General features: G+C 37.0%; 14 protein-coding genes, 1 tRNA gene and 1 pseudogene. 9 read left to right on the top strand and 7 right to left on the bottom strand.

All coding sequences use genetic code 11. From position 1 onward, the window contains the following. The first annotated feature begins 9 nt into the window (after positions 1-9). The 4 genes from AAZR93_RS17795 to AAZR93_RS17780 all read left to right on the top strand — a co-directional run bounded on the left by AAZR93_RS17795 (position 10) and on the right by AAZR93_RS17780 (position 4,385). Complete coding sequence (locus AAZR93_RS17795) at positions 10-921, top strand: hypothetical protein (protein WP_434720584.1); 912 nt, start codon at positions 10-12, stop codon at positions 919-921. A gap of 768 nt (positions 922-1,689) precedes the next feature. Continuing rightward, positions 1,690-1,884: a hypothetical protein gene (locus tag AAZR93_RS17790; RefSeq protein WP_434720583.1), complete on the top strand. Its 195-nt coding sequence runs from the start codon at positions 1,690-1,692 to the stop codon at positions 1,882-1,884. A 14-nt stretch (positions 1,885-1,898) separates the two neighbouring features. Then, positions 1,899-2,747: an efflux RND transporter periplasmic adaptor subunit gene (locus AAZR93_RS17785; RefSeq protein ID WP_434720582.1), complete on the top strand. Its 849-nt coding sequence runs from the start codon at positions 1,899-1,901 to the stop codon at positions 2,745-2,747. 3 nt (positions 2,748-2,750) lie between these two features. Then, positions 2,751-4,385, top strand: coding sequence for an FUSC family protein (locus tag AAZR93_RS17780; protein WP_434720581.1), 1,635 nt, complete (start codon positions 2,751-2,753; stop codon positions 4,383-4,385). A 91-nt stretch (positions 4,386-4,476) separates the two neighbouring features. Here the strand turns inward: AAZR93_RS17780 and AAZR93_RS17775 are convergent. The 5 genes and pseudogenes from AAZR93_RS17775 to mutY all read right to left on the bottom strand — a co-directional run. Next, positions 4,477-4,635 (bottom strand): annotated as a pseudogene (locus AAZR93_RS17775) (Arm DNA-binding domain-containing protein); the annotation flags it as partial. A gap of 195 nt (positions 4,636-4,830) precedes the next feature. Continuing rightward, positions 4,831-4,906: transfer RNA gene (locus AAZR93_RS17770), tRNA-Phe, on the bottom strand. 228 nt (positions 4,907-5,134) lie between these two features. Next, positions 5,135-6,208 (bottom strand): membrane-bound lytic murein transglycosylase MltC, encoded by a 1,074-nt coding sequence (gene mltC / locus AAZR93_RS17765; protein ID WP_294108759.1) that lies wholly within the window; start codon positions 6,206-6,208, stop codon positions 5,135-5,137. A 57-nt stretch (positions 6,209-6,265) separates the two neighbouring features. Beyond that, complete coding sequence (locus AAZR93_RS17760) at positions 6,266-6,532, bottom strand: oxidative damage protection protein (RefSeq protein WP_294108761.1); 267 nt, start codon at positions 6,530-6,532, stop codon at positions 6,266-6,268. Between the two features lie 11 nt (positions 6,533-6,543). After that, entirely contained in the window at positions 6,544-7,596 is a 1,053-nt protein-coding gene (mutY, locus tag AAZR93_RS17755; protein ID WP_434720580.1) for an A/G-specific adenine glycosylase, read from the bottom strand. 341 nt (positions 7,597-7,937) lie between these two features. On the opposite strand from mutY, the gene trmB reads away from it, so the two are divergent. The 5 genes from trmB to AAZR93_RS17730 all read left to right on the top strand — a co-directional run bounded on the left by trmB (position 7,938) and on the right by AAZR93_RS17730 (position 11,900). Continuing rightward, the gene (trmB, locus tag AAZR93_RS17750) at positions 7,938-8,663 is read left to right on the top strand and encodes a tRNA (guanosine(46)-N7)-methyltransferase TrmB (RefSeq protein ID WP_434720579.1); all 726 of its coding nucleotides are present in this window, start codon (positions 7,938-7,940) and stop codon (positions 8,661-8,663) included. Next, entirely contained in the window at positions 8,656-8,985 is a 330-nt protein-coding gene (locus AAZR93_RS17745) for a YggL family protein (protein ID WP_294108767.1), read from the top strand. Before trmB ends, AAZR93_RS17745 begins: the two co-directional genes overlap by 8 nt. A gap of 61 nt (positions 8,986-9,046) precedes the next feature. After that, entirely contained in the window at positions 9,047-9,973 is a 927-nt protein-coding gene (glsB, locus tag AAZR93_RS17740; RefSeq protein WP_434720578.1) for a glutaminase B, read from the top strand. Between the two features lie 40 nt (positions 9,974-10,013). Next, positions 10,014-10,742 carry a DUF2884 family protein gene (locus AAZR93_RS17735; RefSeq protein WP_434720577.1) on the top strand — a complete coding sequence of 243 codons (729 nt, stop codon included), beginning with the start codon at positions 10,014-10,016 and terminating at the stop codon, positions 10,740-10,742. 207 nt (positions 10,743-10,949) lie between these two features. Further along, entirely contained in the window at positions 10,950-11,900 is a 951-nt protein-coding gene (locus AAZR93_RS17730) for a siderophore ABC transporter substrate-binding protein (RefSeq protein ID WP_434720576.1), read from the top strand. A 126-nt stretch (positions 11,901-12,026) separates the two neighbouring features. Here AAZR93_RS17730 and hemW read toward each other — a convergent pair whose 3' ends face one another. Both hemW and AAZR93_RS17720 read right to left on the bottom strand, forming a co-directional pair. Continuing rightward, on the bottom strand, positions 12,027-13,166 hold the full coding sequence (gene hemW / locus AAZR93_RS17725) for a radical SAM family heme chaperone HemW (RefSeq protein WP_434720575.1): 1,140 nt from the start codon (positions 13,164-13,166) through the stop codon (positions 12,027-12,029). Beyond that, complete coding sequence (locus AAZR93_RS17720) at positions 13,159-13,752, bottom strand: XTP/dITP diphosphatase (protein ID WP_294108775.1); 594 nt, start codon at positions 13,750-13,752, stop codon at positions 13,159-13,161. Before AAZR93_RS17720 ends, hemW begins: the two co-directional genes overlap by 8 nt. Positions 13,753-13,759: the final 7 nt, after the last annotated feature.

The raw sequence follows: 13,759 nt of genomic DNA, 5'->3' as shown, positions 1-13,759 counted from the left end.
GAAATGAAAATGAAATTATCAATAACTAAGGGTGCTATATTTCCTACAGTGATTTTTATCACGAGCTGCTTTTTAAGTGTTTTATTTGTTCCTTATTCGTCTGCTTGGGATTATAAGTTTTGGGTTACCGATGGAAATGTACCTCCTATACCATTTGAACAAAGAATGATGAATATAAGCATTACTGAGCTATCTGTTGATGAAACGAGAGTTAGATATGATATTAAACCTGGATGGAGTAGCAATTTTCCCTTTTATAATACTGGGCAATGCTATTTAACTATGTTAAGGGGGAATAATTTGGATAACGCTATATTTCCTGGGCATACACAATATAAATTTCCTGTTATTAGTAAGAGTTGTAGTCAAGTGACAAATCAAGAATTTTATAATTTAATTATGAGTGTTCGGGATTATTCATATTTATCGGACAATGCCTCTTATATTACTTCGGGGTTTTCGACTATGTGTGTATCTTATAAGGTAACTTCAGACTCTAACTGGTATAGTGATTATCGTTATATATTGCCACCTATTTGTAAGTTTCAAGCACCACCACCAGATAAAACTATCCCTTGTGAGTTTTCTGTTTCTCCAAATAATTATTTTTCTATTACAACTCGAAATCTAGCGGGGCGTGTATTCTCTATTGATTTACTGCCTATTTGTAAAAAAGAAATGTCAGCAAAAATATCGATGGGAGATCCTAATTTGAAGCTTTATAAATCTGGGGATAATGCTAAAACTATTTCTACTAAATCTAATTTTGTTGTTAATGGAAAGGATAGTGGTAGTGTATATCAAGGTAATTTAAAGAATGGGGTATCGGTTAAATATGACTTCACTATTACAGATAATCCCAGTTCAATATCCTTAGGTGAATACTCTAATAATCAGATAATTATATTAGACTATAATTAAAAAAATAATGGTTAGACAGTTATTTAAGCTCAGTAATGGGAGCGAAATGTTCCCATTTGAGGTAACTTTGACATTCATTAATGAGACAATAGTTAGTTTTGATGCTAGGGGAAAATAAGAAAATAAATTTATTCAATGCAATATAACCCAACGCAATGAATTAAATCAGAATAAAGGGTTATAATTGAAAGTACTTTCCTTAATAGCATGGTTTTTTATTTTGGCAAGTAGTCAAAAATAAAATTATTGGGGAGAATTGCCTTTATTTATAACGATACTTAACTAATTCAGTATTCTTCAATACATTATCAGAATGAGTCATTGGAATTGTAATGGTCTTATTGTCCCCTATAGGTCTTTGGTGAGATTACGAGTATTATCTTATTTCAAATAATTAATTTTACCAGTAAGAGATGAAAATTTTGCAAGACCATTGAAATGATGAAATAAATTTACATAAATTATGTATAATGGGTTTCTTGGTGAAAGATATTTTTTTTAATAATTGAGAACCTAACCCACTTTTAGTTCCCTTCTTTTTTATTCCATTTTTTATTTTAAGTTCAAATTAATTAAATAAACTAGTTATGAAATACTCATGAGAAAAGTATTTTTATTTTTTTTTAATGATAGCTTTAATAATTTACCTTAAGTGTGTAGAATCAGAGTGTTGAGATAAAGCACTATATTACTATAAATATATGATTTCACTATATCATATTGAATTTAGTATGTTATTTATGATAAATACTATAATGGAATTGTCATATGAAAGATTTAATTTTAGGGGGAGTCGTTTTTATACCTGGTATCACACTAATCTTTTTTTTAGGTTTTTTTTTATGGTTGATTTTAAGAGTTGCTTATACAGGTTTAACGGGTAAATATCAATATGCAGGGGATATTTTTGATATTTCCATGCTGTTTTTATGCATTTTAGTCGTACATTTCATTATAAATTAATCCTTGGTAATAAAATGAATATAAAGAAATATTTGTTGATTGTCATATCTGTTTTTATCATGGTGTCTTCTATTTTTTTATTATGGAATCACTATGCGTTAAGTCCATGGACTCGTGATGGTAGGATTAGGGCTGAAATTAACCAAGTCACGGCAGAGGTTACAGGAAAAATTGAAGCATTGTTGATAGTCGATAACCAAGCGGTAGATAAGGGCGAGCTATTACTTGTTATTGATCCTACTGACTATGAGATAAAAATTCGTGAGTCTGAGTTAGAATATAATGAATTAATCATTCAATATAATTTTGCAAAGAACCAATTAGCGCGACGTACAAAGCTGAGTCAAGTTGCTATATCTAAAGAAGAACTAGAAGATGCTAAATCACGTTTAGATAGTTTATCTAAACGTGTTGAGCTGGCACAGGTAAAAATTGAAAAAGCAAAGCTTGATCTGTCTAGAACACAGATTAAATCCCCTGTTAATGGTTTTATTACTAATTTAAGCTTGAGAACGGGTAATTATATCAATGCAGGTTCTCCATTGTTCGCAATAGTTGATAAAGACTCCTATTATGTTATTGCTTATTTAGAAGAAACTAAGATGACTAATGTTGCTATCGGAAATACAGCAACAATTCAGCTATATGGTAACAATGAACAATTAAAAGGTACGGTACAAAGTATCGGACGCGCCATTGATGATGATAATTCAACAACAGGTAAGCAATTATTAGAGAATGTGCAACCGAACTATCCTTGGGTTAGGTTAGCACAAAGAATTCCGGTAAAAATATCATTACAAAATCTAGGTGAAATCCCTTTGATCCCCGGAACGACTTGCACTGTATTTATTGAAGATTAAGCAATGAAATTGAATTGGATATTTGCAATAAAGTACACATTAGCCATTTTATTAGCATGGTATGTATCGTCATATTTTGGTTTTGATAAACCCTATTGGTCAATGATGACAGTTGCAATCATTGGCTATCCAGATCCATCATTAAGTTTAGCGAAAATGGCTGCAAGGCTGGCAGGAAGTTTCATTGGGGTCATTGCTGTAACTTTAATCGCGAATGTGAGTATCAGTGATCACTGGTTATTTACAGCCTTAATTATTATATGGTTATCAATCTGTCTGTTCATGACATTAATTTCACGGTATATGATGCCCTATATGTTTTCTCTATCTGGCTATACTTCTGCAATTATTGCCTTCGGAACATCTGTATACCCATTGCCTATTACTATCTTTAACTTATCCCAAGAAAGATTAATGGAAGTTATGATTGGTATTATTATGTATACCTTTATAGACTACATTTTACCCAATCAACAAGATAAGCCTCAAACTAAATACATTGATAACAATATAAGTTTGGATAGAAAAAAGCTTTTATCCAACCTATTCAAAGGCCATACTGAAAAGACATTAAGAAGCTTAAATTCGATCATTTCAAATAGTATAGCCCATGACGAAATCAGTAAATATGAAAGTCATTTCTTATCATTTAAAGAAGCCAGTAGCAGAGTATTAAAAATACCCATGCTTATCTTGTTCTCCATTATAGGAATGAGAAATAAAAGGTTTTTAACTTATGAAAAATATAGTCAATTTTTAGTTTTGAAAAAAAATAATGAGACTAAATCGTCGATTAATTTTTATCATTTTTTCGATTGGAAAGACGCTTTTTTGAATACATTAAGGCTTATACTAAGCTTAGTTATAAGTGTCTTGTTTTGGCTTAATACGGGTTGGGAATTTGGTTATATTCTCCCTGTACTTGTCAGTATCTCATTTACTTTTGGAATAACGATTCCTAACGCTAATAAACTTGCAATTATTATTCTTTTTGTCGCATTTTTAGTGATTATATTAAGTTATATATTAAAATTTTATTTTTTGATCCAAGCAACTGACTTTATGCAAGCTGCATTGATTATGGGGCCAATTTTTTTAATCCTAGGTATTCTAAAAACTGTCGGTAAGTTTGCTTTTCTAATTTCACATGTTATGTGTATATCATTAATTTTTATGATTAATTTTACTAACCCCATGGAATTTGATTTTACCTTCTTTTCAAATACATCTATTGCACTTATTTTCTCAATTATTATTGTGATACTCATGTTATGGATTATCCCATTGAGTAATGGTAAACAAATTGAAAATAGAAAGGTTGATTTTATTTTAGGGAAATTAAAAAAATCAGTATTAGATGATGAGTTCCTATTTAAGATGAAAAATACTCTAATATTAAATATAAATTCACTTTCAGGTGCTAAAAATATCAATCGCTTTTATGTGCTGATATCTCTAATTAGTTTATATGAGATGGCACAATCAGATACAACGAAAGAAATTATTGTTAATACAATTAGTTCAGTATCAAAGCAAGAGGATAAAATGATAACATTATCTTTGCTAGATAAAAATACTATGTTAGATACTGATATTATTATTAAATATGCTTATGAAGTTATCAGGTTTTTATTGTAATTATCAATATAATAGATAGTGATGTTTGAATTATTAACTGCTATAGCGTTCGGCTTAGCTGCCTTACTTTTATTATCAAATCAAATCAAATCAAATCTAAGGTTTTCTTTTTACCTAAATAACAATAGTGTAATCGCCAATATTTAGAGCCGTTGGTGTGAACCAATAAGTGCAATCCTGCACCATCGGTTAATTTGTAGGATTTTACGTCGGGTTTAGCGACCCGAATTTTAGCGTCAGTTAGAGCCATAGTGAGCTTCCTGAGGGATAAAATGGGTATAAAATTCTATCGAACTAGAGTATACCCGCAATTGTACCCACGCAATGAGGTTGATACGGGTAGAATCGAGTTGCATTCAGTTGAGTTGAAACTTTGGGAGAGTGTTGATTTTAGTGGGCGCTACAAACAAAAACAGACGTCGATTGACGTCTGTTGATAATAAGGTGGTGCCCGGACTCGGAATCGAACCAAGGACACGGGGATTTTCAATCCCCTGCTCTACCGACTGAGCTATCCGGGCAACGGAGCGTATTAAACCTGATTTAAGAGGGTGAGTCAAGGAACATTCTAAAAAACTTAGGTCGGATGCGCTTTTTTTCAACAGGTTAGCTAAATTTTAATCTAAATGAATAAAAAATGTGATAAGAAAACAAATGCCAGCGAGAAAAAAGATTATTTTCTCGCTGGCATTTAACGTTAATGCTTATCGATGATTTTTTAACATCATCTCTTTTCAAATTAAGATGTCTTAGCGTAAATAATTTTTCTGTGCTTTATTTACCTTGATAAGGTAATTGCGTGATTCAGCGGCAGGGTGCTTAGTCGATAATGTTTCATAAACCTCACCAGGCTCTAAATTATTAATACGCTGTGCTGCTTGTTTCTTATCACTGTGGAATACGCGCAATACGCTACCAGCACCACCATTATAGGCGGTAATAACCGCGTAGCGGCGAGAGGTTTGATTGCTTACCTCGCCCAAGTAGCTGTTTTGCAAAATAGCTAAATAAGCGGCACCTGTATCGATATTATTTTGTGGGTCAAACAAATAGCTACGACTTGGTACACCTGATTTACCTTGTGAGCGGAAAACATCCTTACCAGCAGTGTTTGGCATGATTTGCATTAAACCAAGCGCATCGGAGCGGCTAACTGCATAAGGGTTAAAGCTTGATTCTATCTGCATAATGGCAAGGATCAGCGATTCATCAACCCCATATTTAGCAGCAGATTTTTTAATATAAGGCAGATATTTATGCGCACGTTTATCAAGGTGGTTTGGCACGAGCTGCATGGTGACAGACCAAACGATATTCATGCCTGATTGGCGACGTTGCATTTTGTTAGTAATCAGATAATCTGCAAATTTAGTTGCGCGCCACTCCCAACGAAGGGGTTCACCCGTATTATCTAATACTTGACCAAACAAAAATGGTTCTTTGCTGTAAGGTATATCATTGGTATCAGAATAGAGGTCGATAGAATTAGGATCATCGCCCATCAATAAAGTAGTCACTATGGCTTTTTTGAGATGTTGTGCAGGCTCAATAGCTGAAATTGTTTCGACTGTGATGGTACCTGCGTCAAAGTTAATATGGCTGCGAGTGCGATATTCATCGGTATATTTCACATAGTCTTTAGGACCTGCAATAAGCACTTCTTTGATGCCCCAAATGTTTTCAATATTATGAGCAAATTGTCCCATAAGAATATCGAACCCATTGGTGTCTTTGATAAAGTCAGGGTTATAATCAGTTTTTTGATTGCTAGAACAAGAAACAATCAGTGGTATCAGCAATGTTAGCGCAAATAGTTTTTTCATACGATTCACAGTGTTAATGCAATAGGCCTACCTATAGGTAGATAGGCCAATAAGCGATTATTCAGGTGTATAACCATCAATTTGAATATCATGCCCTTCAAATAAGAATTTGACCATTTCTTGCTCAAGCATTTTACGGTCATCAGGGTTCATGGTGTTGAGTTTCTTTTCATTAATCAGCATGGTTTGTTTTGTCATCCACTGACTCCAAGCTTCTTTTGAAATTTCATTAAAAATACGTTTACCTAATTCACCTGGATATAGCTGAAAATCTTGACCATCAGCATCACGTTGTAAAAAAGTACAAAAAATGGTTCTACTCATTAATTATTTCCTCAAATATCAGGTAGTAAGGCAAGTTGTTTTAATAAACTATCAACCGGTGCTGCCAAGCCGATTGTTGCACCTAAGTGTAAGTTATACCAGAGTCCTTTGCCTTCATCCATGGCAGAATTAAATGCGTTAATATTAACTTTTACAGGAATAATATCTAGATGGAAATGGCTAAAAGTGTGGCGAAACGCAATTAATTGCTCAGGTGTATCATGACCTAGTCCTGAGTTGATAAGCCATTCATTCAATTTTTCGAAAGACTCAAATTGTGGAAAAACAAATAACCCCCCCCAGATGCCGGAAGGTGGCCGTTGTTCTAACCAAACTGAACTTTCTTGCTGCATAATTAAGAACCAAGCGCTTTTTTCAGGGATGGTTTGTTTTGGTTTTTTCCCTGGATAGGTCTGCCATGAATGATTGGCATAGGCTACACAGCCCATATTGAGCGGACACAATTCACATTTTGGTTTGCTACGAGTACAGACCATAGCACCTAAATCCATCATGGCTTGGTTAAAAAATTCGACTTCTATTTTTGGGGTCACTTTGGTGCTGATATCCCAAAGCCGATTTTCAACATCTTTTTTACCCGGCCATCCATCAACTGCATAACAGCGAGCAAGCACGCGTTTTACATTACCATCTAAAATTGGGTAATGTTGCTGTTGAGATAACGACAATATAGCACCAGCAGTGGAGCGTCCAACACCCGGTAAAGCAAGAACTTCATCAAAAGTGGTGGGGAATTGCCCGTGGTATTGCGTTGAAACCATTTGAGCCGCTTTATGTAAATTGCGTGCACGTGCGTAATAGCCTAGGCCTGTCCACAAGTGCAAGACTTCATCTAAAGGCGCAGCTGCTAGGGCGTTCACATCGGGAAACCGGTGAATAAATTTTTCAAAATAAGGGATGACGGTGCTGACTTGAGTTTGTTGCAGCATGACTTCCGATAACCAGACGTGATAGGAACTTTTTTCCTGTTGCCATGGTAAGGTTTTTCGTCCGTATTTGTGGTACCAGTCAAGCACTGCACGTGAAAATTGTTGAGCTTCCATTGATATATTATTTTTATTGATATTCCAGTAATGGTGAGGATTGCAACATAGAGCGCGGTGGCTGTAAACCGCTTATTGTGTGGTTTAGTGTAAAGTTATCCAATTATCAACTGCAACTGTGTGAGACTTTTGGTAAACTCCCATACCCGTCATGCTTCAAGTTGTCTGGGTGACGATTACATTCAGCTATCCAAATCACATAAACTTATATGTTTATCGAGATAGCACAACAGTACACAGACCAACAACTCGAACTATTTAGGGTATATTGAGTCGAGTTATATTTAACTTGATTGTTGGTACATTGACTAAATTGGGCAACTAATTCTTAGAACTTTATTATGATCAATAATGTTATCTCCCCCGAATATAATGAAGAAGGGCGGATTATGCGCCGTGTGCGCAGCTTTGTTCGTCGTCAGGGGCGTCTGACTAAAAGACAAGAAGACGCATTAGAAAGCGAATGGGCAGAAATGGGTATCGATTTCATTAACGAGCCCCTTGATTTTGCTAAAGTATTTAAAAATTCAAACCCTGTGGTACTTGAAATTGGGTTTGGTATGGGTACCTCTTTGGTCACCATGGCGTCACAAAATCCAGAGAAAAACTTTTTTGGAATTGAAGTTCATGCGCCAGGTGTTGGTGCGTGCCTCGCTTTTGCTAAAGAAGAGGGTGTGACGAATTTACGTGTGATGTGCCATGATGCAATCGAAGTATTAGATTGCATGATACCGAATGAAAGTTTATCGATGGTTCAGCTATTTTTTCCTGATCCATGGCATAAAATAAAACACAATAAACGCCGAATTGTGCAAGCACCTTTTGCAGAAAAAATACGCAGCAAGCTTGCGGTCGGTGGCGTTTTTCATATGGCGACCGATTGGCAGCCGTATGCAAAACATATGCTTGGGGTGATGAACAGTGTCGATGACTATAAAAATTTATCGTCAACTAATGACTATGTTCCTCGTCCTGAAACAAGACCAGAAACAAAGTTTGAAAAGCGCGGCCAGCGGTTAGGGCACGGTGTATGGGATTTAATGTTTGAGAGGATTAATCATGGCTAAACAACCACGCAGTCGTCGTTTACGTAAAAAAATGCGTATAGATGAATTCCAAGAATTGGGCTTCATCGTAAAATGGAATTTTAAAGAAGGCACGCCGATTGAAGAAGTTGACCGTATGGTTGACCTGTTTATCGCCGAAGCTATTGAACCAAATGGCCTTGCTTTTGAAGCTAGCGGTTATATGAATTGGGAAGGTATTGTTTGCCTACAACAAATTGGTAAATGTACAGAAGAACACCGTCAAATAGTTGAAAACTGGCTAAAATCTAAAGGCATGAGCGATATCGTCGTTTCAGAGCTTTTTGATGTTTGGTGGGAATAACTGATATTGGTTTTCTATAAAGGCATCCTCTTGGATGCCTTTATTTTCTGGAGTGAAAACTTTGAGTTTAATGTTTTCTAATCAATTGCTGAACGATATTCTCGATCAAGTACGTCCAATGGTCGGAAAAGGACAGGTTGCCGCTTATATACCGGCATTAGGCAATGTTTCTCCCCATCATCTCGGTATTGCTGTGATGACCGTAGATGGTGACATATTTACCGCAGGGGATACACAGCAACGTTTTTCAATCCAATCGATTTCAAAAGTCCTTAGTTTAACTTTGGCAATGACGCGTTATGAAGAGAATGAAATTTGGAGTCGTGTCGGTAAAGAACCTTCTGGATTACCCTTTAATTCATTAATTCAAATCGAGATGGAAAAGGGAATTCCACGTAACCCCTTTATTAATGCCGGTGCTATTGTCATTGCTGATATGTTGCAATCACGCCTCAGTGCACCTAAGCAACGAATGTTAGAGTTTGTCCGAAAGCTAGCTTGTGAGCCGGATATTTCTTATGACTCCGCGGTGGCGCGTTCAGAAATGGAGCATGCCAGTCGTAATGCGGCTATTGCCTATTTAATGAAGTCATTTAATAATTTTGAAAATGATGTTTTAACAGTACTTGAAACCTATTTTCATTATTGCTCTCTAAGTATGAACTGCGTTGAATTAGCGCGCTGTTTTTCTTATTTGGCATCGCAAGGAATATCGTCTTGTTCCATTGACCCTATCATTACACCTCTGCAATCTAGACAAATAAATGCATTGATGATGACATGTGGGATGTACGACGGTTCCGGTGAATTTGCATTTCGTATAGGTATGCCCGGTAAATCGGGTGTGGGTGGTGGTATTGTTTGCGTGGTACCGAATCAGTTTACCGTGGTTGTGTGGGCGCCTGAATTAGATGCAGCAGGGAACTCTTTAGTCGGTTGTGCTGCCTTAGAATTATTATCGAAACGAATTGGACGTTCTGTTTTCTAATTATCATCAATGATTGAAAGACGCTCTATTAGGAGATTTTATGCTACGTCATACATTAATTGCACTGTCATTATTCGCTTGTGCAGCTAGCCAAGCCGCTGATTACAACTGCGCGGTAACACCCAAAGATGATATTTTTATGACACCTGATAATATACAGGTGATAGGCCGTAGTGGTGATCTGAATATCACACCAAATGGCGATATGACTCTCAATGGTAAAAACATCGCCGCGACAGATGAGCAAAAGCAACAAGCCATCCGTTACCAAGCCGCTATTCGTAATGATTTGCCGTGGATCAAATTAGAGTCAGAACAAAAATTAGCTACATCAAAGCAAACACTTGATAAAGTAGTGGCTAGGGTGATGGGCAATGACAGTAATGTACGAAATCGCTTAACTAAGCTTGAAAAAGAGCTTAACGGTCAAATAAGCCAAATTATTGAAACGCGTCCAAATGGTTATGTTTTTCATCATGAAGCGATGAAACAAGTCGAAGCAAAAGGTCGTCAGCTAGTCAACGAAAGCCTAGGCGGTATATTGCAAGATAGCATTAATGAAATGGGGCGTAAGCAGCTACTTTCAGGTGGTGATGTAAATCAAGCACTGCAAGGCGTATTAGGCAATCTTGGTGGATTGCAACAAGAGCTGGATACCGAGTGGAAAAAGCAAGAAAAAAGCTTCCAACAATTCGGCCAACAAGTTTGTGCTAAAGTGACCTCTTTAGAACAACAAAGAATTTCATTATTGAACTCAGTTAAAAAATAGTGAATTAACTGAATTTAAAACAGAATAAAGAGCAAAAGCTGGTGGCGAATTAATTTTGTCACCATTTTTTTTATGGGTATTTAGGATAAGTGTGATACCGATATCATTAATGAGAATGAAAATGAAATTAATTATCATTTAATTGACATGTTTGAGTCTGACCTTAGAATACAAGGCTGGCTTAATGACTAAATGGTATTGTTTACTATGAAAAAATTCATTCCCGCTGTACTTGCTTCTCTGTTATCGTTCACCGCGCCTTACGCTCTTAGTGCAGAATCAACGGCTTTTACACCTAATGCAATCACGGCTCAAACTGCTGAAAAAGTGACTATAAAGCATCTTTCAGGTGAGACTGACGTGGCTAAAAAGCCACAAAAAGTGGTGCTATTTGATTTTGGTGTTTATGATTCAATGCAAAAATTAGGTTTAGGCGATAAAGTTGTCGCATTACCAACTGCAAATGCACCTGCTTATATTAAAGGTGATATTCCTGCATCAATGGAAAATGCGGGTGGAATGAAGCAGCCTGACTTAGCACAAATACAGCAATTAAAGCCCGATCTAATTGTTATCACCGGTCGCCAAGGTGCATCATATGAGGCTTTATCTAAAATAGCCCCAACGATTAACCTCGGTTCTGATAGCAAAAATTATATTGATTCAGTGAAAGCAAATATTACTTTGATTGGCGAGCTTTATGGCAATCAAAAAGATGTTGAAGCTCAGTTAGCTCAATTAGATAAAACTATTGCTGATGCTCAAAAGAAAGCGGCAGATTCCAATAAAAAAGTACTAGTGCTGCTGCATAACGATGGAAAATTGATACCAAATAACCAAGCGGTTGTTTATAACGTGGTTAAAGCGCAGCGTGCTGAATTACCTGTACAAGATGGCGCAGATAAATCCAAACGCCGTGTTGTTGATACGAAAACTATTGCACAAGCTAATCCAGATGTGATCTTAATTGTTGATCGCAGTGAAGCGATTGGTGCCGGTAAGTTGGATAAAACCGTATTTGAAGATACTAATATTCAAGAAACTAAAGCTTATAAAGATGGCAAAATCGTTTATCTGCAATCTGATCTTTGGTACTTGTCTGGCGGTGGTTTAGTGAGTTTGACTGAACAAATTGATGCCGTTACAAAGGCGCTGTAGTTAGTTTTGAACTAAATTATTATTACCTCAAGCAAAGCCAGCTCATGTCGCTGGCTTTTTTGTTTGCGTAATTTATTGATATAAATTGAGCTGAGGCGAATAAATTAATTTACTGATTCGATATCGTTACTCTTCACCAAGAAACAATTCTAATAATGAGTTAAGAAATAGTTTTCCGTGTTCAGTTATTTGCCATTCATCATGAGTTTCAAGGATATACCCCTTAGAGATAGCTTCGTCTATTGATGCTCTGACAACCGACTCTCCAAGTCCTGTATATTCGGTAAACTCACGTCTTGGCATGGCTTCAAGCAGGCGAAAACGGTTCATGAAATATTCAAATGGCCTATCTTGAGCTTCGACATCATAGGACTGATGTAAATAACGCCCTTCCATATAGCCTCGAGGGTGTTTAGTCTTAATGGTGCGTAGAATTCGCCCATCAGTAAAAGAAATTTTACCGTGGGAACCACAACCAATTCCTAAATAATCACCGAACCGCCAATAATTTAAATTATGTTGGCATTGATATCCCGGTTTTGCATAAGCAGACGTTTCATATTGCTCATAACCCGCGGCCGACAGTAATTTATGACCTTCAGAGTAAATATCCCAAAGGGTATCGTCATCCGGCAATTTGGGTGGACGAGAACCAAATTGGGTATTAGGTTCAATTGTTAACTGGTACCAAGAAAGGTGTGGAGGCGAAAGCTCGATAGCCTGACGTAAATCAGATAAACCTTCATCACGAGTTTGTGACGGAAGTCCATGCATCAAATCGAGATTAAAGCTGCGCAGATTAAGGTTTGTCGCCAAATAAGCGGCACGTTTAGCTTCATTTGGACCGTGAATGCGGCCTAACATGATTAGTTTGTCATCACCAAAACTTTGTACACCAATTGATATACGGTTAATTCCTGCTATTTGATAGCCCGCAAAACGTTCAGCTTCAACTGTGCCGGGGTTAGCTTCCATGGTCACTTCAGCTTGGGGATCTAACGTGATGCGTTGCCGAACGCCATCCATCAGTGCTTGCATTGATTCAGCGCTGAGTAGGCTTGGCGTACCTCCTCCAATAAAAATAGTTTTTACTGGGCGCGAGCCTATTAATTTTGCATCAATTTCAAGGTCACTAAGCAGGTGCTCAACATACTCTTGTTGCGGAATTTCACCTTTAAGCGTATGTGAGTTGAAATCACAATATGGGCACTTTTGTACACACCAAGGAATGTGAATATACAAGCTAAGAGGTGGAAGCTTAAGCATTTTTTAAGGCATCCAACATCATCGCTAAAGCTTTTCCACGGTGTGAAACCGTTTGTTTTTCAGATTTGCTCAATTCAGCGGAGGTACAATTTAGTTCGGGTACATAGAAGATAGGATCATAGCCGAAACCACCTTGACCTTGGGGTTCTTGGGTTATTATGCCATGCCAACGGCCGTGAAAAACTAGCGGCGTTGGGTCTTCTGCATGACGCATATAGACTAATACGCAGTTGAATTGTGCCTGACGTTTATCCTCAGGCACATTTTTCATTGCATCCAGTAGTTTAAGCAAATTTTGCTCATCAGAAGCATCTTCACCTGCATAACGTGCAGAGTAAATTCCTGGCGCGCCGCCGAGTGCATCAACAGAGATACCGGAATCATCCGCAATAGCGGGCAATCCCGTTTGTGCGGATGCATGACGTGCTTTTAAAATCGCGTTCTCAATAAAAGTAAGACCCGTCTCTTCTGCTGATTCAACACCAAGGGTCGTTTGCGCGACGATATCTAGGCCAAAATCACGCAATAGCTCTGCTAATTCATTCACTTTTCCGGGGTTGCCGGTTGCTAAAACAACTTTTTGCATCGTATCA

The sequence above is a fragment of the Providencia sp. Je.9.19 genome, from assembly GCF_051129765.1.
Lineage (GTDB): Bacteria > Pseudomonadota > Gammaproteobacteria > Enterobacterales > Enterobacteriaceae > Providencia.
The sequence above is the reverse complement of the archived record's forward strand: the minus strand, read 5'-3'. Positions and strand labels throughout refer to the sequence as shown.